18 protein-coding genes are annotated in these 18426 nt (G+C 64.5%); 6 read left to right on the top strand and 12 right to left on the bottom strand.

The genetic code is table 11. The annotated features are described in order from the left end of the window. Positions 1-100: 100 nt before the first annotated feature. From ACZ5Y5_RS18075 to ACZ5Y5_RS18050, 6 genes are all read right to left on the bottom strand, one after another. Positions 101-814 (bottom strand): hypothetical protein, encoded by a 714-nt coding sequence (locus tag ACZ5Y5_RS18075; protein ID WP_464810803.1) that lies wholly within the window; start codon positions 812-814, stop codon positions 101-103. Next, positions 801-2843 carry a CHASE2 domain-containing protein gene (locus tag ACZ5Y5_RS18070; RefSeq protein ID WP_464810802.1) on the bottom strand — a complete coding sequence of 681 codons (2043 nt, stop codon included), beginning with the start codon at positions 2841-2843 and terminating at the stop codon, positions 801-803. The genes ACZ5Y5_RS18075 and ACZ5Y5_RS18070 overlap by 14 nt, the downstream gene beginning before the upstream one ends. A 5-nt stretch (positions 2844-2848) precedes the next feature. Continuing rightward, positions 2849-5917 (bottom strand): CHAT domain-containing protein, encoded by a 3069-nt coding sequence (locus ACZ5Y5_RS18065; protein WP_464810801.1) that lies wholly within the window; start codon positions 5915-5917, stop codon positions 2849-2851. A gap of 220 nt (positions 5918-6137) precedes the next feature. Next, a complete protein-coding gene (locus tag ACZ5Y5_RS18060) occupies positions 6138-6923 on the bottom strand; it encodes an SDR family NAD(P)-dependent oxidoreductase (protein ID WP_464810800.1) in 786 nt (261 codons plus the stop codon). 14 nt (positions 6924-6937) lie between these two features. Further along, on the bottom strand, positions 6938-8131 hold the full coding sequence (locus ACZ5Y5_RS18055; RefSeq protein WP_464810799.1) for a zinc-dependent alcohol dehydrogenase: 1194 nt from the start codon (positions 8129-8131) through the stop codon (positions 6938-6940). Then, positions 8131-8679, bottom strand: coding sequence for an SRPBCC family protein (locus ACZ5Y5_RS18050; RefSeq protein ID WP_464810798.1), 549 nt, complete (start codon positions 8677-8679; stop codon positions 8131-8133). The genes ACZ5Y5_RS18055 and ACZ5Y5_RS18050 overlap by 1 nt, the downstream gene beginning before the upstream one ends. A 192-nt stretch (positions 8680-8871) precedes the next feature. Between ACZ5Y5_RS18050 and ACZ5Y5_RS18045 the strand changes: the two genes are divergently transcribed. Genes ACZ5Y5_RS18045 through ACZ5Y5_RS18030 form a run of 4 tightly spaced genes read left to right on the top strand, consistent with a single transcriptional unit; the run spans position 8872 to position 10203 of the window. Then, complete coding sequence (locus ACZ5Y5_RS18045) at positions 8872-9447, top strand: hemerythrin domain-containing protein (RefSeq protein ID WP_464810797.1); 576 nt, start codon at positions 8872-8874, stop codon at positions 9445-9447. 25 nt (positions 9448-9472) lie between these two features. Beyond that, a complete protein-coding gene (locus tag ACZ5Y5_RS18040; RefSeq protein WP_464810796.1) occupies positions 9473-9733 on the top strand; it encodes a hypothetical protein in 261 nt (86 codons plus the stop codon). Beyond that, the gene (locus ACZ5Y5_RS18035) at positions 9726-9992 is read left to right on the top strand and encodes a hypothetical protein (RefSeq protein WP_464810795.1); all 267 of its coding nucleotides are present in this window, start codon (positions 9726-9728) and stop codon (positions 9990-9992) included. The genes ACZ5Y5_RS18040 and ACZ5Y5_RS18035 overlap by 8 nt, the downstream gene beginning before the upstream one ends. Further along, entirely contained in the window at positions 9967-10203 is a 237-nt protein-coding gene (locus tag ACZ5Y5_RS18030; RefSeq protein WP_464810794.1) for a hypothetical protein, read from the top strand. Before ACZ5Y5_RS18035 ends, ACZ5Y5_RS18030 begins: the two co-directional genes overlap by 26 nt. A 106-nt stretch (positions 10204-10309) precedes the next feature. Here the strand turns inward: ACZ5Y5_RS18030 and ACZ5Y5_RS18025 are convergent, their stop codons facing one another. Together ACZ5Y5_RS18025 and ACZ5Y5_RS18020 are read right to left on the bottom strand one after the other, a co-directional pair. Beyond that, the gene (locus ACZ5Y5_RS18025) at positions 10310-10948 is read right to left on the bottom strand and encodes a Crp/Fnr family transcriptional regulator (protein ID WP_464810793.1); all 639 of its coding nucleotides are present in this window, start codon (positions 10946-10948) and stop codon (positions 10310-10312) included. A gap of 140 nt (positions 10949-11088) precedes the next feature. Next, positions 11089-13260: a catalase gene (locus tag ACZ5Y5_RS18020; RefSeq protein ID WP_464810792.1), complete on the bottom strand. Its 2172-nt coding sequence runs from the start codon at positions 13258-13260 to the stop codon at positions 11089-11091. 208 nt (positions 13261-13468) lie between these two features. Here ACZ5Y5_RS18020 and ACZ5Y5_RS18015 point away from each other — a divergent pair, with 208 nt between their 5' ends. Both ACZ5Y5_RS18015 and ACZ5Y5_RS18010 read left to right on the top strand, forming a co-directional pair. After that, positions 13469-13963 carry a DUF4142 domain-containing protein gene (locus ACZ5Y5_RS18015; RefSeq protein ID WP_464810791.1) on the top strand — a complete coding sequence of 165 codons (495 nt, stop codon included), beginning with the start codon at positions 13469-13471 and terminating at the stop codon, positions 13961-13963. Between the two features lie 26 nt (positions 13964-13989). Then, the gene (locus ACZ5Y5_RS18010; protein ID WP_464810790.1) at positions 13990-14196 is read left to right on the top strand and encodes a DUF3606 domain-containing protein; all 207 of its coding nucleotides are present in this window, start codon (positions 13990-13992) and stop codon (positions 14194-14196) included. A gap of 30 nt (positions 14197-14226) precedes the next feature. On the opposite strand, the gene ACZ5Y5_RS18005 is transcribed toward ACZ5Y5_RS18010, so the two are convergent. From ACZ5Y5_RS18005 to ACZ5Y5_RS17990, 4 genes are all read right to left on the bottom strand, one after another. Then, a complete protein-coding gene (locus ACZ5Y5_RS18005; protein WP_464810789.1) occupies positions 14227-14376 on the bottom strand; it encodes a hypothetical protein in 150 nt (49 codons plus the stop codon). A 4-nt stretch (positions 14377-14380) separates the two neighbouring features. Then, on the bottom strand, positions 14381-14752 hold the full coding sequence (locus ACZ5Y5_RS18000) for a hypothetical protein (RefSeq protein WP_464810788.1): 372 nt from the start codon (positions 14750-14752) through the stop codon (positions 14381-14383). An 80-nt stretch (positions 14753-14832) separates the two neighbouring features. Then, on the bottom strand, positions 14833-16920 hold the full coding sequence (locus ACZ5Y5_RS17995; RefSeq protein ID WP_464810787.1) for a response regulator: 2088 nt from the start codon (positions 16918-16920) through the stop codon (positions 14833-14835). Continuing rightward, the gene (locus ACZ5Y5_RS17990) at positions 16913-18415 is read right to left on the bottom strand and encodes an ATPase domain-containing protein (RefSeq protein ID WP_464810786.1); all 1503 of its coding nucleotides are present in this window, start codon (positions 18413-18415) and stop codon (positions 16913-16915) included. Before ACZ5Y5_RS17990 ends, ACZ5Y5_RS17995 begins: the two co-directional genes overlap by 8 nt. Positions 18416-18426 lie beyond the last annotated feature (11 nt).

Genomic DNA, 18426 nt, shown 5'->3' with positions numbered 1-18426 from the left:
CCAAAGCGTGACCGGAAAGCGGCCTTATGGCCTGTCATCCCTGTCCTGCGACCGTCCGGGTGCGGGCGCTGTGCCCTTCCCCGGCCCGGCTATCAAGCCCTTAACGCGCCGCGGTATCGATCAGCAGATCAAGCTGCGCCTGACACCCTCGCGCGATCAGCGCCGATGCGGTCGTATCGAGTCCGGCATCACCCGCGCTCAACAGTGCGAAGCGGATTTCGTTCGAACGCTCGCCTGTCTCCAGGCGATAGGTCGCGCCATCCTTCACCGGCAGCGCAGAGGGCCAGGCGGCAATCGCTTCCCCTGCCGCAAAATTCACCGCAGCCTGCGCACCGCCGCTGATCCGCATGCTCAACGGCTTCGCGGCATCTGCGCGCCAGAGGCGAACCGCCGCCGGATCAGCGACGCAAAGCGCCCCTGGCTGCGCGATATCGACCAGCCATAGGTTCGGCCGTTTCAGCACCGGAGGCGCTTCGCCCACAGCGCCCCGCACGGCTCCGGTCCGTGCGCGTCGCACCCGCTTGGTATCCAGCAGCGCCGCCAGCGTCACATTGGTGGCGGGCGCAGTAGCCGTCGCCGTCACGCCGAAGCGTCCCGGTCCCCGCAGCGTCCGCGTACCCTTCGCGTCCAGCAGTGTCACCACATCTCCGGCCTTCAGCAGTAGAGATCCGCCCTCGGCCAGCTTCGCGCCGGGCGGATAGCTGCGCGCCGATGGCCCCGACGCACGCACCACCAAAGTGTCCGCCAGCGCGGTGCCTGTCACGCTGATGAGGACGACAGCGATCAGCGCCCCCGCCCGCTTAGCCCAGACCATAAGTTCCTCCATCCCCAATATATTCATAGCGATACACCATATTGGCGAGCGCCGCATCCTCCGGATGCCGATCCGCCAAGGCTTTAATCCGCACCAGCGCGGCCGCACGCGCTTCGCTATCGTCAGCATCGAAAGCCGCCAGAGCCTCCGTCAGCAGCGCGCGGTCTTCTTCGGCGAAATCGGGGGCGGGTTCGAACAGATCGACCGGCGTTGCTCGCCCGCGCAGCCTTACGCGGCCCATGGGCCGCCACCACCCAAGGCCAGATCGCTCCTTCGCCTCGCGCGACACCAGCACCGCCGTCTCCAGCGCCTTGTTCGCCGCTTCAAGCCGGGCGGCCGTGTTCATGCTGTCGCCAAGAGCGGTATATTGAATGCGCCCCTCGCCGCCGAAATTGCCGACGATAGCGTCGCCATGGTGCAGTCCGACACGCGTCCGGCCGATCGGCGGCACGCCCGGCGGCAGGTCGCGGCGAAACGCCTCCCCCGCCTGCCACATCGCATAAGCGGCGCGCGCGGCGTTCCGGCCATCATCGTCCCGCGCGATCGGCGCTCCCCAGAAGGCGACGACGGCATCGCCCACAAATTTGTCGATCGTCCCGCCATGCGCCAGCACCACATCGCTCAACATGTCGAGATAGCGGTTAAGCAGTTGCGCCACCATTTCCGGCGCGATGGCGTGGCTGAGCTTGGTGAAGCCTTCCAGATCGGTGAACAGGGTGAAGATCGGCCGCTTTTCGCCGTGCAGCGCCAGCTTTTCAGGTTCCGCCAATATCTGCGCCGCAATGTCGCGGGGGAGATATTTGCCCAGCGCCGCCTGCGCGAAGCGGCGCTGCTGCGAGGTTACCGCGCGCGCCGCTGCGCTCACCGCCGCAAAGGCGATTACCCAGCCCAGCGCCCATCCGGCCGCGGGCAGCCCCTTCGTGTCCCATCCCCGCGCCTGAAGCCAGAGCGGCAAGCCCGCAATCGCCGACGCCTGGACGGCCAGCGCGGGCGCAAGCCAGAACCAACGCAACTCCGCCAGGCTGGTAAGCCCCGCTGCCAGCACGACCAGGGCCGCCGCTGCCCACATCGCCCATCCCGGAATTGCGGGCAGCAGCGCGCCGTCGAGCAGCTGCGTCAGCATCGTTGCATGGACTTCCAGCCCGATCATGGTCGATTTGGCCTGCCGTCCGGACAGCGGCGTTTCGAACTGGTCGATATCGACAATGTCTCCGCCGATCAGCATATGCCGCCCCTTCACCATCGGCGCGAGCGCGGGAGCCATGGCGGGATCGGCGAGCAGATCGATCTGCAGGCTCGGGATCACGGGCTCCTCCGATCCGTCCGCCTGGCGCAGCGGCATGCGGAAACGGATCGCGCCGCGATACTCGGCGAAGCGCGGCGACGGCTGCATCGCGAGCGACAGCAGCGGCGGCTGACCGCCGGTCGGGCGCGGCCAGCTGCGCGCGACATTGTCGGCGTCCGTCTCCAGCCTGATGCTCGCGGGCCGCACCCGGTCGGTACGCGCCTGGGCGATGAAACGGTCGAGATATTGCTGCTGCTCGAAAATGATCTGCTCGCGGTTATCGCCGAAGTTCGCATAGCCCAGCCATACCGGGGTGCGCATCGCGTGGAGGGCGGCGAGCAGTTCGCCATCCTCGTCCTGCGGCTGATCGAACAGGATATCGATGCCGATCGACTTCGCGCCCATCGCATCCAGGTTGCGCAGCGCCCGGGCGAGCAGCCCGCGATCGAGCGGCGACCGCTTGCGCGTCGCGATCAGCGTCTGGTCATCATAGACGACCATCAGCACCCGCTGATCCTGCCCGACGCGCGGCGCGAAGGTCGCAACCCGCCAATCATACAGGCCCCGTTCGGCGTCGGCGGTCGGCATCTCGCGCTGAGACCCCGCGCCGCCCAGCGGTCGCGTCCAGTCCCATCCGGCGACGAACAGCGCCAGGAACAGCAGCAACACAGTGCCCGCCAGCCGCCCGCGCCCGGCATCCTGCATCACGCGCGCACCCCGGCGCAGCAGGCCCCGCGCCGCCATAGGGCTCAGCGCCGGGCGATTAGCGGCCGGGCGCCATCGCCGATGACGGCGAAGCCCGACCAGTAGAAGGGATGAGACGTGTCGGCATCGTCCATCAGCCTGATCTGCGCCGCGCGCAACGCTTCGGCGACCGGCTCGCCCGGCGCTGCGGCGAACAGTCCGCTCATCAGCCGCTCGGTCGCCTGATATTCCTCCGGCGCGGGCCAATGGCTGGCGATCACGGACCGGCTTCCTGCACCAATGAAGGCGCGCACCAGCCCGTCGAGTGCGCCGCCGCCACCCGAAAGCCCCGCCGCCCGCGTGGTTGCCGCCCCCGCCGCGCCGGCCGTGTCGCAGGCCGACAGCACCACCAGATCGGCGTTCAGGCGGAGGTCGAAAATCTCGCCAAACTGCAGCAAGCCGTCCGAAGCGCCCTGCGGCGCGAAGCTCGTCAGCAGGGCGGGTCGCGCCGGGCATCCCGGACGCGGCGGCGTCACCAGTCCGTGGGTCGCGAAATGCAGGATGCGGAAATGGTCAAGGTCGCCGCGCTCCATCAGAGCAGTATCGGTGAAGGCTGCACCAGTCACCAGTTCGCTGCCCTGCCCGCCGATCGCCTGCGCCGCCTGCCGCAATTCCGTCGCCGGTATCGGGTGGCTCCATTGCGCGGGCGACCAGCCGCAATCTTCCGCGCCGCCCGGTAAAGCGCCGCGGGTCAGCGCTGGCAGTGTGGGCCCCTTAACGGGAACATTGTCGCCAAAGCCGATATAGCTTTGCGGCGCACCCGACGGCGCGGTCAGCCGGGCGTCGCGGAACGCGCGTGCGGACAGCGCCGTGCTCACCGCATGATCGCGTCCAAGCCAATCGACGCCGCGGAAGTCGAACTCGTCGCCGCCCTTCTCGACCCGGTCCTCATAGGCATCGACGCCTGGCTGGCTGGCGACCAGCAGATTGACGGGCAACTGCAGCATCGCGCCGTCGGGTTCGAAGATCAGGTGCCGGACGCCTTTCAGCCGCTGATCGACGGGCCCGAACAGATCGACATAGAGGCTGCGCGCCACCGGCAGGTCCAGCGCATAGGTGGTCTGCACCCCGCCAGCCTGGATCGAGATCGTGTCGCGCAGCGCCGCCACCTTGCGCGCGACACCGCTCGCGCTCGCGCCCAAGCGGAAGCCGGTCGCGCCCTGCCCGTCGATCCACAACGCGTAAAGCGCATCACCAAGCTGTGCGAGCTTGTAATAGCCCTCCCCGTTCGTGAGCGTCGCCCGCATTTCGCCCAGCGTCAGCACCTGCGGGCTTACGGCCCGATACTGCGGATAGGCCGCAAGCGCGGTCAGGGTGGCGGCCTGATCCCCGGCGAGCGCATCGATTTCCGCCTGCCGCCGGACGATCTCTTCTCGCGTGGCCTCGTCGTCCTTGCTCTCCTCGCGCAGCTGCGCCAGCGCGATGCGCGCACGCTCAACGTCACGCGACAAGGAAACCGACTGGCGGAAGAGCCGCGCCGCTTCGCTGTCCCCGGCGGACAACTCGCGGCTCAGTTGCTCCAGCGTCTCGGCAGCGCCCGGTCGCACCAAAAGCTGCGACGCCTCGAAGATGTCCGATGCCAGTTCGGGCCGCTTGGGCATCTCAGCGGTAAGCAGCGTGAAGTAGGGCTGCAGCTGGTTCGCCATCGCGGTCAATGTGCCCCGGCTCGCGACCGTCGATGCCGTGATCGCGCGATAGATCTTGAGCGCCACTTCGGTCCGTCCGCGCCGCACCAGGAACGCCCCCAAGCGCGCCCGTGCGCCGTTCAACGCCAGCGTCTCGGGATATTGCGCTGCGATCAGGGCGACAGCCTGACTAAGCTGCCCCTCCGCCGCACCATAGTTCCCTTCGGCCTCATGCGTCAGGGCGATTTCGCCCAGCAATTGTGCGCGGAGCCGGGTAATTGATGTCACACGGCCATCGCGGATGAGCTGCGCATCGGTGAGCGCCTCAGCCAGCACCGCGCGCGCCTCGCGGGGCTTACCCGACAGGCGCAGGATCGTCCCCCGCAATTGCTGCGCCTGCGCGTCCAGGATCGCGGCCCGTTCACCAGGGGTCAGCTTCACATCCTGGCGCACACCCAGCGCGCGGGCTTCCGGCGCCCCGTTGCTCAGCTCAGCCGCGACCTCGCTTGGCAGCGTGACGGCGCCGTCATTGTCCGCGCCGACCGACACGCCGCCTTCCGGCCCATGGTCGAGCAGGTCCAACGCACCCTGCAGGTCCTGCTGATTCAGATGGTGCACCGCCTCGAAATTGCGGCGCAAGCGCAGCTGCACCACATCGGCCGTGGGGATCGCCCGCGCCTGCGCGAAAGCGGCGTCGGCCTGATCAAACAGGCCAAGATTGGACAATTGCAGCCCATGATTGACGAGATATTCATGACGCCGGTTCTCGCGCTCGGCGGGGCTCAGCTTCAGGGTGTCGGGATCGCGCGCCAGCCGGTCGGTCAGGCTGTCGAAAAATTCGGCGGCTTCCGCATAATTGCCCGACGCATTGCGGCGATAGCCCTCTGCCAGAACTGTCTGCGCGTCGAGCGAAGCCGCCTGCATCCGCGCGAAGGCTGCGCTGTTCCCCGCTCCGGTCGTCACAATGTCCAGCTTGCCCGGAACCGTCCGCCCAAGCACCACGGTGCGCAGGCCAAGGTCGAGCGCGCTTGCGTAGGGGGCAAGGCCCTGCGCCGCATAGAGCGTCTTGCCGCGGGCCACCGCCAGAATGCGGTAAGCGCCCGCCTGTCCGCTGCAATTGCGGACCGTCACAGGCCCCACGTCGGGCAGCGTCACCCCGCCCGCCGGGCTGCAATTCACCGCTGCGCCGCGCGATGCCGCCAGCCTTTCCAGCAGGGCCTCGTCGCTATCGCCCGCGCTCCGCCGCAGCGCATAAATCTGCCCAACGGGCCGCGCGGCATCGCGGCAAACCACGGTCCAGGCGCGATCGAACATGGTGCGAGCGGCAGGGTCGCCATTGGCGCTCTGCGCCTGGCAGAGCGCGCCGCCGCCGCTGCCGATCCGGAAACTGTCCTGCAATAACGGCCGGTCGCCCCCGCCCTGCGCCGACAGCAAGGAAGACAGGCTCAAGGCGCCAAGCCCCGCCAGCGTGCGACCAATTTTCCAAACAGCGCTCAAGGCTAATCCCCCAGCCTCGCCGGATCTGTCCGTGCGAGCCCCCCTCGGCGCGACCCAGCGCGCTCTTCATAACGCGCCGCGCGTCCGCCGCAAGGTCAAATAGGCTGAAGGATATAGGCTTTGAACTATCCCCTGAACCGTGGAGAGGTTAGCCGCGCGCAGCCGTGCGCGATCATTCCTTACCAGTCCCCGGCTCAGCCTGCTTGCGGTGCATTTCCGCGAGCACTCCAGCCGGGGCGACATGAGCGGCGGCGGCCTGGATCTTGTTCTTCCAGCCCGACACGATATGCGCCTTGCCTGCGATCAACGCGTCCCAGCCGTCGCGCGCCACCTTCGCCGGATCGTCCTTCTCCATCGTGCCGACCTTGGTATCCAGCATGTCGGCACGCGCGAAAAATTCGGTATCGGTCGCGCCCGGCATCAGGTTCGTGATGGTGACCCCGTCGCTATCCTTTATCTCATTGCGGATCGCGTCCGCGAAGCTGTCGATGAACGCCTTGGTCCCGTTATAGACGGCGTGGAAAGCGCCGGGGATGAAGCCAGCGATGGAGCCGGTTATCAACACCTTCCCATCATTGCGCCCCACCATCTGCCGCAAAACCTTCTGCAGCAAATAGAGTGTTCCGGTGATGTTGGTGTCTATCACGCGCCGCCAGGCCGCCACATCCTGTTCCAGAAAGCTGTGCCCGATGCCGCAACCGGCATTGGCGAACAGAAGATCGATCTGCCGTCCGCCCGCCGCCGCAAGCAGCCGATCGACCCCTTCGAACGTGGAAAGGTCCGCTTCGACCGATTGCACATCAGTGCCATGACGGGCGAAATCCTTTGCCGCCGCCTCGATCAGGGGCTCGTCGGCGGCGACGATCAGGTCGCATCCTTCCTGCGCCGCCACATGGGCCAGTTCAAATCCGATCCCGGTCGATGCTCCGGTCACGATCGCGAGTTTGCGTGAAGCCATGATCCTTCTCCTCTTCAGGCCGGCTGCGCCTGATCCATGCCGGGCTTCAGCACGATCTTGGTCACTTCATTCTGCTTGTCGTGGAACATGCGATAGCCTTCCGCCGCCTGTTCGAGCGGCAAGCGATGGCTGATGAGGAAGGTGGTATCGATCTTTTCGTCCATGATCGCGTTCAAAAGGCCGGGCATATAATGCTGCACATGGGTTTGCCCGGTCTTGAGCGTCAGCCCCTTCTGCATGAAGGCGCCGAGCGGGAATTTATCGACGAAGCCGCCATAGACGGCGGGCATCGACACCCGTCCACCCTTGCGGCAGGCGATGATCGCCTGGCGGATCGAATGGGCGCGGTCCGTGCCCATGAAGGTCGAAACCTTGATCTGGTCGATCACATTATCGGCGAACAGGCCATGCGCCTCCAGCCCGACGGAATCGATGCATGCGTCCGGCCCGATGCCGCCGGTCATCTCCATCAGCGCTTCATAGGTCTTGCTTTCCTCATAATTGATCGTCTCCGCGCCAAAGCGGCGGGCGAGTTCCAGGCGGCGCGGAAAATGATCGATCGCGATCACCCGCTCGGCGCCCATCAGGAAAGCCGATTGCACCGCGAACAGACCGACGGGGCCGCAACCCCATACCGCAACCGTATCACCCGGCTCGATGTCCGCATTTTCCGCAGCCATCCACCCGGTGGGCAGGATGTCGGACAAGAACAGCACCTTGTCGTCCTCCACCCCATCCGGGATCACGATCGGCCCGACGTCTGAGAAAGGCACGCGCACATATTCCGCCTGTCCGCCCGCATAGCCGCCGGTCATATGGCTGTAGCCGAAAAGCCCGGCCATGGGATGACCATAGAGCGTCTGCGCAATTTCCTGGTTTTCGGCAGGCAGGCCATTTTCGCAGGCGGAATATTGATGCTTGTCGCAATGGAAGCATCCGCCGCAGCTGATGGTGAAGGGCACGACCACCCGCTGCCCTTTCTGCAGATTGGATTTCGCCCCGACCTCGACCACCTCGCCCATGAATTCATGGCCCAATATGTCGCCCTTCTGCATCGTGGGGATATAGCCGTCATAAAGATGCAGGTCGGACCCGCAGATGGCGGTGGATGTGATCTTGATGATCGCATCGCGCGGGTTGATGATTTCCGGATCGTCCACCGTATCCACGCGGACGTCATGCTTTCCATGCCAGGTGAGCGCGCGCATCAGTTCTGCTCCTCCTTATATTGCGCCTTGGTCCGCGCGGCCGTGGCGATCTCGCCGGTTTCCATGAGCTGCTTCAGCCGCCGCAGATCGCGCCGCGCCTGAATGTGCGGTTCACGCTGGAACATCTTCGCGATGACCTTGCCGATGATGCCTGCCGGCGGATCGTAGAGGATGGTCGCGGTCACCCATGTGCCGCGTCCGCCCGGCGCGTCGCGAAATTCGATCCGGCCGCTATTGGGCACATCCGCGCCCTCTTCGGACATCCAGGCGATCAGTTCGCCCGGCCTGTCCTCCGTCACCAGGGAGGTCCATTCAACCGTGCTGCCGCCCGGCGCCTTGACCGTCCAGTGCGACCGCCGATCATCCAGCGTCTCTATCGATACGACATTGTCCATGACCTGCGCCAGGTTTGAGAAATTTCGCCAGAATTCATAAATCTCCTGCCGGGGGCGGTTGATCGTCACCGTCTTGGCGGTGGCATCGCTTCCTTCCTTTCCGGTCGTCGCCGGGGCGTCGTCCTGCTGGTCAGGCGTCAGTATGTCACCCATGCTGCGCTCCTCTCTCTTTCGGGTCTGTGCTGATCCCCAGCCAACCAGCGCGACCATGGGGCGTTCCGCTTTAAAGCGCGAAAATCGCCGCTCACTAACCTGCGTTAGGGGCTTTCTCCTGTGATCGAATGGGCGGGGAACGGGGCCGGGCGAGGGTCGTTGTCGAACCATTCAGGCAAATGGAGGATCATCATGGGCGCGCACGCACCCCTTCACCGTTTCACCCACGGCTCAAGCCGCGAAGCGCTGATCGGCGCGGGCATCGGAGCCGGACTTGCCCTGCTGGGTGCAGCCGGACGCAAGTTCGCGGTCCAGGCTCCCACCGTGCTTGCGGGCGAGTGGGACAAGGCGCTGGCGCTGGAGCACAAGATGACGCTCGCGCTGTTCGACAAGCTGCGCGACACCAGCCCCAGCGCGCATGGAAGGCGCAGCATGCTGCTCACTCAGCTCAAACATGCGCTCGGCAAACATGCGATGGAGGAGGAGAATGCTATCTACGCCGCGATGCGCGTCGCGGGCATGCGCGAGGAAGCCGACGCTCTCAACGACGATCATGGTCAGGTGAAGCAGTATCTCTACGAACTGACGGACCTCACCCGCGACCATACGGCTTTCCAGGCGAAGCTTGCCCAGTTCCGCCGCGATATCGAGGAGCATATTCGGCGCGAGGAGCAGGACCTTTTCCCGCGGCTGAAGCAGGCGATCAGCGATAAGGAAAATAGCACCCTCACCCGCCGGATGAACCAGGAGGGGCTGAAGCTCGCCTGAGCGCGCTCGTCCGAGGAGAATAGCGATGACCGACCCGACCCGCAGCAAGCGCGACCTGCCTACGCAGCAGACGCGCAATCCCAACATCTCGACAGAAAATCAGCCCCCCGGCGCCGCCCGCCGGCCCAGCGCGACGCTCGATCGTGAGCCGGAGCGTGATCCGCGCAGCGGCGGGTCCATTCCGTCCAATTATAATCCCGAAACCATGACACGCCGGGGCGAAGAGGATGACAGCCGCGCCGGGCAGGAGGGCGCAGGCGAAAAGTCGCGCCGCGCCGATGACTAGGGACAAGTCGTCAAAGGACCTGCCGCCCATCTATCAGGGCGACGAAGACGCCAACATCCGGGCAGAAAAGCCGCTGCCCCTGTCCACCGGGCGCGAAGATAATCGCGGACGCCGCGCGCGTTCCGGCTCGGGCGTCGTGGAAGGCAGCGGCGCTGGCGCTGGCGGCGGCGGCAATCCGGAAGATTTTGACAGCGATCCCGCTTCCGGCGGGAATGCACAGCAAGGACAAGATGATGATCGAGGACCAGAATCGAAGTGAAGGCCGCGACGACAGCGACCTGCATGACGACCCGCCCGCCCCCGCCCAAGGCAGCGCGGCAGGTGGAAATACCGCCCGCGATATAGGCTCACGCGACGAGGAAAGAACCGCGCGCGGCGGCGATCCCGAACCCACACGCGTGACGAAGCAGGACAAGGTGCAGCCGACCACGAATACGCGGTCGGATCATGAGGGAGCTCAGAAGCCCTGAGCAGACCAGCTCCTGACGTCTCGTGTTTTCGAGCGCAGTCGAGAACCCTGCTCTCCGTTTCTCGACCGCGCTCGAAAGGAACGTGATTGCTGTAGGCCCACCTCCCCTAGACCAGCACCTCGTTGCTCGTCAGCGCCGCCGCATCCCGCAACGCGGCCAGATCTGGAATGCGCAGCCATTTGGACTGCAACTCCACCAATCCCCGCTGCCGCATCGTCTGCAGCGTCCGGTTGACATGCACCGGCGTCAGGCCCGTCATATCGGCAATCTCCATCTGCGTCAGCGGCATGGCGCATTGCTGGCCATAGCTGAGCCCGGAGGAGCGCATGCGTTCGAACAGTTCCAGCAGCAGATGGGCAAGCCGCTCCATCGCTGTCTTGCGCCCCAGCGTCACCAGCCAGTTAGTCTGCCGCTCGATCATTTCGGCCAGGCTTTTCCAACAGGCCTGCTGGCTTTCGGCGGGCAGCACGCCATGCGAACTGAAGGGCAGGCTGGTCGCGCGGACATTGGTCAGCGCGACGATCGGTTGCGAAGGGCGCTTGCCCAGGGCCCAATGCGGCTCGCAAATATCTCCGGGCAGAAACAGGCCGGTGATCTGCCTGCGCCCGTCCGGCAGCAGCCTGTACCGGCAGGCCCAACCCTCATCGATTCGATAGATAGCATCGGGTTGTTCGTCCTCGCGAGCCAGAAACTGGTGAGGGCGAAAATGGCAATGTGCTTCGCTGGCAGCTAACTGGCCTAACATGGGTGATTCCCCTGTTTCAGCCCCCGCAGCCAGCATAGCCAACCTGAATAAGCCAAACTTTACCCATGTTGGCCGCCCGTTCATCTTGCGATGAACTGAGCGGCACTGTCGGCAAAATGATCAAGGACTTAATGTGAGCTTCACTTTCCCTGATCCGGGTTAACCGGCGCCTTACGCCCGGCTGTGAAACCCGCGGCGTCCAGATCCACCTTGAGCTCGCGATCCCACAGCCTCAGCTTCGCGCAGAGCGCCAGGAAGGGCACGACATCGTCCGGCCCCTCCAGCCGCACCAGCCCTTCGTCCATGTCCGCCTCAGTGACCCCGGCGCGATCGATCAAAGGCAAGGCGTCGTCGACATAGGCGATGAACTTGCAATGAGCGTAAGCGTCACTGACGAAATCCTTAGCCGCCTTGTCCTGCGCCAATTGCGCCGCGCCATCGGGCGAGAGGATCAGGGCGACGGCATCGTAGAGTACCGACGGCCCGCCATCGATCTTCTGCTTGCCTTCAACCATCGTGCCATCGTCCAGCGCCGCGCCGGCAATCTTCGGCGCGATGATCTCATAAACCGCGCCCAGCTGCTCCACTTCCTTCGCCAGCGCCTTCACCAGCGCTACCGGCGCGCCATCGCTGACCAATATGCCCAGCTTACGGCCTGCAAAGCTTTCCGGCCCGTTGCGGACGATGCTCAGCGCCTCGGAAGGCGGCAGGTCGGTGCGCGGCGTAGCGGCGGCGGGGGCAGGATCGGGCAGCTTCGGCAGGCCAATGCCCCCGGCGACCACCGTCGCCAATCCTTCATCGATGTTGCGCAGATGCGCGACCATCTTCTGCCTGATGTCGATCCGCTCGCACTTGGACAGTTCGAACACCAGCGCGTCGCCGATATGCTTCTGCTCGATCGGCGTCTGGCTGATATAGAATTGCCGCGCCTGGCTGTAATGATCGTTGAAGCTGGGGGACCGGATCTGCAGCTTGGGTCCCGCTTCGCCCGCTGCGAAATGGCGGTAGCCGCGTTCGGGAGACTCACGCGGCCCGCCCCAGCTATTGGGTTCGTAATTCACCCGGCCCTTGGGATTGTTCATCGCCATATGGCCATCCTGCTGGAAATTATGCACCGGGCAGCCGCGCGGCTGATTGATCGGGATATGCGTGAAGTTGGGCGACCCGAGGCGCTTCAATTGCGTGTCCAGATAGGAGAAGTTGCGTCCCTGCAGCAGCGGGTCGTTGGAAAAGCCGATCCCCGGCACGACATTTTGCGTGCAGAAGGCGACCTGTTCCGTCTCCGCGAAGAAATTCTCCACGTGGCCATCCAGCACGAAGCTGCCGATGCGCTGCACCGGCACCTGCTCTTCCGGAATGATCTTGGTCGGGTCCAGCACATCGAATTCGAACTGGTCGGCGAAGTCATCGTCGAAAATCTGCACGCCCAGGTCCCATTCGGGCGGGCTGCCCAGATCGATCGCATCCCACAGATCGCGGCGGTGGAAATCGGGATCGGCACCGTTGATCTTCAGCGCCTCGTTCCACATCACCGACTGCAAACCCTGCTTGGGCTTGAAGTGGAATTTGACGAACGTCCCCTTCCCCTCTGCATTGATGAGGCGGAAGCTATGAACGCCGAATCCTTCCATGAAGCGGAAGGACCGCGGGATCGCCCGGTCGGACATGACCCACATGATCATGTGCATCGATTCCGGTGTCAGGCTGATAAAGTCCCAGAAATTGTCATGCGCCGTCTGCGCCTGGGGGAAGCCACGATCGGGCGTCTGCTTGGCGGCGTGGACCAAGTCAGGGAATTTGATCGCGTCCTGGATGAAGAAGACGGGGATATTGTTGGCGACAATGTCCCAATTGCCTTCCTTGGTATAGAATTTGGCGGCGAAACCGCGCACGTCGCGGGCAAGGTCGAACGATCCCTTATTCCCCACCACGGTCGAAAAACGAACGAACATCGGCGTCTTCACGCCCACTTCCGTCAGCACCTTGGCGGTCGTGAACTCTTCCAGGCTCTCTTTCAGGATGAAGGTGCCGTGGACGCCGAAGCCGCGGGCATGGACGACGCGCTCAGGGATGCGCTCATGATCGAAATGGAAGATCTTTTCACGGAAGTGGAAATCCTCCAACAGCGTCGGTCCCCGTTCGCCCACGCGAAGGCTGTTCTGGTCGTCGGCAATGGGGACGCCCTGCTGCGTCGTCAGCACGTCGCCGGTCGATCCGGCAATCTGATGCAGTTCGCCTCCCGCACCTGTCTTGGTTTCAAACTCGCGGGCTGCGCTTTTCGCGCCTTTGTCCTCACCGATCTTCCGGGCCATGCAAAGCTCTCCTGATGCAGATGGTTGCGTGGGGGGAAGGCATTCCCCGCTCCCTGCGCCAGACCCGCCAGCCCCGCCTATGGTTCCTGCCGCTTTTGGCCCGTCTGCGACGAATCCGGCGCGCCATAATGCAGGTTATGAACTTTCCTCCGTGGCCTCCGGAACATCATTTCCCGGAACTCGCTCTTATCGCCGAGAGGAGTTCAAGATGCCTAAGACATCGCTGATCATCGCGTCGCTGTTCGCGGCCTTGCCCATCGCGGCGCATGCGCAGACGCCGTCCGCCTATGTGGCCACGGCGGGCGCAAGCGACCTTTTCGAACGCACGTCGAGCAATCTTGTCCTGCGCACGACAAAGGATGCGAAGGTCCGCTCCTTCGCCACGATGATGGTGCGCGACCATGCCAAGAGCACGGCCATGGTGAAGGCCGCAGCTGCCAAGGCAGGTGTGAAAGCCGCCCCGCCGCATATGACCGCAGATCAGAAGAGCAAGATCGCCGCGCTGACCGACGCCAGCGGCAAGACCCGCGACCAGCTTTACTGGCAGCAGCAGAAGGCCGCCCACAAGGAAGCGCTGGCCTTGCATCAGGGCTATGCCTCGAATGGCTCCGCCGCGCCCTTGAAGGCAGCGGCCGCACAGATCGTGCCGGTGGTGCAGCATCATATCGAGATGCTGGATCATGGCGGCACCCATAAGAACTGATCCATCCCGCAGGAAAGCATTTCGCCATGGCCAGCCTGGACGCACGACCAACACTTGAAGAAAGGGCGCCTCCTGTGCCCCGCGACCTTAAACATGTATCGATCACCTCCGATCTGGAAGTGCAATATTGGGCTCAGCGCTTCCAGATATCGCGGTCCCTTTTGGAGGAAGCGGTCGAACAGGTCGGACACAGCGTCAATGCCATCGCCGACTATCTCGACCGCCATCGCTGATCGCCGACGATGGTGAAGCCTTGCAGGCGATCAGATGCGGGTGATGGCGGCACGGGCCTGATTGCATTTTCTCGTCCCACGGCTAGCCTCGCCGACCAGCACGACGCGCCGCTCGACGAAGCGATCGAACATCGCTCCAACAATGGGATCGCCGACGTCAGAGTGGAGAGGCAACTGCATGGCCTTAAAGCCAGGCGGGGATGATGCGGATCGGGACAGGATCGGGCAGACGCCGCCAGCCGAGGTCCGCGATCACCTCATTGCTTTGCGCCGGTTCGCGGCCACGGCTTCGGTCGAGCGACCAGGTAATGTGATATACGCTGCCGTCCGGCCGCCCCGTGCTACCGCCGACCGCTACGACCAACGCCTGCAGCCCCTGACCATCGCTGATGCTGCCCACAATCGCCGCACTGCGCTCTTGGGGAAGCGGATCGCTCGCGCTTGCGTCGGCGCTCAGCGTGATATGGTCGGCGATGATATCGGGCCAAAGCGGCGGGAAGCGCTCAAGCAGGCCCGGACGCTCCGCTTCGTCGAGTTTCCAGCCAATGACGGGCATGTCGATATCCTCGGCTTCAGCCCCCGAAGGACCAATGTCCGAGCAAGCCGTTGGTGGCACGGCAAGATATTAGCCCAGGTTTAGCTTTCCAGCATCTCGCGGATGCGGGCCGACAGCATCTCGATCTGAAACGGCTTGGCGATCATCTGCATATTGTTGGACAGGAACCCGCCCCGCGCCGCGGCGCTTTCGGCATAGCCGGTCACGAACAACACCGGCAGGTCGGGCAGATGCTCGCGCGCGATCTCCGCCAGTTGCCGCCCGTTGATGCCCGGCAGGCCGACATCGGAGATCATGAGGTCGAACCGCTGCCCTTCCTCCAATATGCGCACCGCCTGCTGGCCATCGGCGGCTTCCGTCGCCCTGTAGCCCAGCTCTTCCAGAACGTCGCGCACCAGCAGGCGCACCGACTCATCGTCTTCGACCAGCAGCACCGATTGCCCGTCGCCATGATGAATTGGCGCGCTTTCCGTTGCATCATGCTCAGGCGCTGCATCGGCCACCGGCAGGAAGATCCTGACCGATGTGCCGAGGCCCAGCGCCGAATGGATGCGCACGAGGCCGTTCGACTGCTTGGCGAAACCATAGACCATCGACAGGCCAAGCCCGGTTCCCTGCCCGATCGGCTTGGTCGTGAAGAAGGGGTCGAACACCTTTTCCAGCGTCGCGGCGTCCATGCCGACGCCCGTGTCCGACACCGAAACCACCACATAGCGGCCGGGCGTAACGCCCAGGTTGCGCGCGCAAAAGGCTGCGTCCAGTTCCTGTTCCTCGCAGGACAGCGTCAGCCGGCCGCCATCGGGCATGGCGTCGCGGGCGTTGATCGCCAGATTGATGATCGCACTTTCCAACTGATTGGCGTCGACCAGCGCGGGCGGCAGCGGAGCGGCCGAGACGATCTCCACCTCGATCGACTCGCTCATCGTACGCCGCAGCAGATCCTCCAGGGAATGGATGAGATTGCCGATGTCAGTCGGCTTGCTATCGAGCGATTGCCGCCTTGAGAAGGCGAGAAGCCGCGCGGTCAGCGCCGCGGCTCGCTGGGCCGATGTGCTGGCCGCGTCCATGAAGCGGTCCAGATCTTCGAGACGGCCGCTGGCGATCCGCCGCTTCAATATGTCGATCGCGCCGATGATCCCGGTCAGCATGTTGTTGAAGTCATGTGCGATACCGCCGGTGAGTTGCCCGACAGCCTCCATCTTTTGCGCCTGACGCAGCGCTTCTTCGGCGCGGGCGCGGTCTTCTGCCTCCGCCTCCAGCCGGGCCAGCGCCTCGCGCAGTTCCCGCGTGCGGGCATCGACCTCCTGCTCCAGCCGTTGCGCCGCCTCCGCAAGCGCCTGCTGCCCCCGCTTCTGCTCATCGATATCGACGATGACGGAAATGGAGCCTGTCACAGCGCCGCCCGCGTCGCGCAAGGGCACGCCGCTTACCCGCGTCCATACCGAAGGTCCGTCAGGCGGATGGTGCAGGAACTCGACGCCAGTGACCTGCTCCCCCTTCAGCGCCCGCATCGTTACGAACCGGTCGCGGGTGAAGCGCCGCCCGTTTTCGTCATAGCCCTCCCACAGTTCATCCGCGTTCGGCAGAAGCGCCGGTATCTCGCCTGTCGGCAGGAAGCGAAGGAAGGCAGGATTGCACAGCAGCGTACTGCCGTCGGTATTGACGAAGGCGACGCCGACCGGAAGGTTTTCGAGGAGAATGTTGAGACGGCTGCGTTCCGCCTCGAGCGCGGCGAGCTGGTCGCGTATCTGCAGCTGCTTCTGCCGCGCGCGCATTGCCGAAGCGACCGCGCTCATCAGGGATTCGCCGCTGACCGGCCGTTCCAGCAGGATAACGCTCAGCGCATTGTCCGGCAGCCGCCGCCGCACCGCTTCGCTGGAAGCCAGTCTGCCCGCCTGCCGCCCGGCGAGCAGGATGAACGGCACGTCCGACCATGCAGGCTGCGCCTCCAGCGCGCGGTGGAGTGGGCCTAAATCGGCGAACAGCGCCTCTTCGGTGACGAGCACCACGCCCACCTGCTCATCGATCGCTTCGGCGATATCCGCCAGCGCCGGGCAGATGAGGACCTGCTGTCCTTCGGCGCGCAGCAGTTGCGCTACGCTCTCCGCGTCGTTGCCATAGGGTGCGCTGACAAGGACCTTGAGGCCTGGGGATGCCGTTTTATGCACGGCCAGGCCGGTCCTCCATCAATGGCATCGAGGAGCCGAGATATTCCGGCGTTCCTGTCAACACGCCCCTGAATTCGGACAGCGGCGCGCCGACGCGAAGGCCCTGCGCATCGATGCGCAGTTCGCGGATCGTGTCCTCATGCGCGCCGCTGCGGTTCTTCACGACCGACAGCGCCTTGCGGATGCGTCCTTCCGCCTCGAAGAAGCGCAGCAGGATGACGACGTCCGCGATGTAGGACACGTTGAGTTCATTGGCGTTCATCGACCCGAAAAAGCCCTGCTGCGGATTGACCAGCAAGGTCACGACGCCACGATGGCTGAGATAGGACAACAATTCGTGCAGCTGCAGGATCAGTTGCTGTTCCTGCGGCATCGCCGACATATAGCCGTTGAGACTGTCGATCAGGATGATGCGGGCGTCCCGCTCCTCCACCTCATGCCGCACCATCGCCGTAAATTCGCCAGGAGCGATTTCCGCCGGGTCGATCTGTCGGATCGAGAGCCTGCCTTCCTCCATCCATGCCTGCAGGTCCACCCCCAAGGCGCGAGCCCGGCTGATCAGCGTGCCGACGCGCTCGTCAAACTGGTAGATGACGGCGTTCTCGCCCCGCTTGCATGCCGCCACCAGATATTGCAGCGCGAGCGTCGTCTTGCCCGCGCCTGCGGGGCCGGTGATCAGCGTGCTGGTGCCGCGTTGAGGTCCACCGCCCAGGATTGCGTCGAGCGCGGGGATGTTGCTTGGAACCGGTTCCCCGACGAAAGTCGAATGATGTTCCGACGCGATCAGGCGGGGGAATATGTCGATGCCGCCCTTGCGGATGATCATGTCGTGATAGCCCGCGACAAATTCGACGCCGCGCATCTTCTGGATTTGCATCCGCCGCCGCGCCGCGCCGAAATCCAGCGTCAGCCGCTCGAGCGTGATGACGCCATGGCAAAGGCTGTGCAGATGATTGTCGCGCACGCCGGTCGCCCCGGTTAGGTCGTCGACCAGCAGGACCGTCGTGTCGAGGCGCGCGAAAAACTGCTTCAGGAACAGCAACTGCCGCCGGTAGCGCAGCGGGTCTTGCGCCAGCAGCCGCAGTTCCGACAGGCTGTCGAAGACGATCCGCCGGGGCTTCACGCGTTCGACTTCTTCCCGGATCAGTTCGATGGTGCCGCCCAGCTCCATTTCCCAGCTGTGCAGAATAGACTGATCGCGGCCCATGCCGAGCACCGAGTCCGCCGACGCCAGTTCGAACAGATTTACCTTGTCGAGACTCCAGCCGTGGGATGCCGCGACGACCGACAGCTCTTCGCTCGTTTCCGACAGGGTGACATAGAGGACCGGCTCGCCAGCCTTCACCCCTTCCAACAGGAACTGGAGCGCCAAAGTGGTCTTGCCCGATCCGGGTGCGCCTTCGATCAGGTACAGCCGTTTCGCCGGCAGACCGCCGCCAAGTACGCTGTCCAGTCCGGGGTTGCCGGTTGAAATGCGATCAAAAATTCCAGTCATTCAGCCGCACC

The organism is Sphingobium sp. TomTYG65 (genome assembly GCF_055395525.1).
This window is presented reverse-complemented; position numbering and strand designations above follow the sequence as displayed.

Excerpts from the sequence above, each read along its gene's own strand:
- ACZ5Y5_RS18050 (WP_464810798.1), bottom strand. The coding sequence starts at position 8,679 with ATGGGTGACATACTGACGCCTGACCAGCAGGACGACGCCCCGGCGACG.
- ACZ5Y5_RS18015 (WP_464810791.1), top strand. The coding sequence starts at position 13,469 with ATGCCTAAGACATCGCTGATCATCGCGTCGCTGTTCGCGGCCTTGCCC.
- ACZ5Y5_RS18045 (WP_464810797.1), top strand. The coding sequence starts at position 8,872 with ATGGGCGCGCACGCACCCCTTCACCGTTTCACCCACGGCTCAAGCCGC.
- ACZ5Y5_RS18005 (WP_464810789.1), bottom strand. The coding sequence starts at position 14,376 with ATGCAGTTGCCTCTCCACTCTGACGTCGGCGATCCCATTGTTGGAGCG.
- ACZ5Y5_RS18040 (WP_464810796.1), top strand. The coding sequence starts at position 9,473 with ATGACCGACCCGACCCGCAGCAAGCGCGACCTGCCTACGCAGCAGACG.
- ACZ5Y5_RS18030 (WP_464810794.1), top strand. The coding sequence starts at position 9,967 with ATGATCGAGGACCAGAATCGAAGTGAAGGCCGCGACGACAGCGACCTG.
- ACZ5Y5_RS18020 (WP_464810792.1), bottom strand. The coding sequence starts at position 13,260 with ATGGCCCGGAAGATCGGTGAGGACAAAGGCGCGAAAAGCGCAGCCCGC.
- ACZ5Y5_RS18070 (WP_464810802.1), bottom strand. The coding sequence starts at position 2,843 with ATGGCGGCGCGGGGCCTGCTGCGCCGGGGTGCGCGCGTGATGCAGGAT.
- ACZ5Y5_RS18060 (WP_464810800.1), bottom strand. The coding sequence starts at position 6,923 with ATGGCTTCACGCAAACTCGCGATCGTGACCGGAGCATCGACCGGGATC.
- ACZ5Y5_RS18025 (WP_464810793.1), bottom strand. The coding sequence starts at position 10,948 with ATGTTAGGCCAGTTAGCTGCCAGCGAAGCACATTGCCATTTTCGCCCT.
- ACZ5Y5_RS18000 (WP_464810788.1), bottom strand. The coding sequence starts at position 14,752 with ATGCCCGTCATTGGCTGGAAACTCGACGAAGCGGAGCGTCCGGGCCTG.
- ACZ5Y5_RS17990 (WP_464810786.1), bottom strand. The coding sequence starts at position 18,415 with ATGACTGGAATTTTTGATCGCATTTCAACCGGCAACCCCGGACTGGAC.
- ACZ5Y5_RS18055 (WP_464810799.1), bottom strand. The coding sequence starts at position 8,131 with ATGCGCGCGCTCACCTGGCATGGAAAGCATGACGTCCGCGTGGATACG.
- ACZ5Y5_RS18035 (WP_464810795.1), top strand. The coding sequence starts at position 9,726 with ATGACTAGGGACAAGTCGTCAAAGGACCTGCCGCCCATCTATCAGGGC.
- ACZ5Y5_RS18010 (WP_464810790.1), top strand. The coding sequence starts at position 13,990 with ATGGCCAGCCTGGACGCACGACCAACACTTGAAGAAAGGGCGCCTCCT.
- ACZ5Y5_RS18075 (WP_464810803.1), bottom strand. The coding sequence starts at position 814 with ATGGTCTGGGCTAAGCGGGCGGGGGCGCTGATCGCTGTCGTCCTCATC.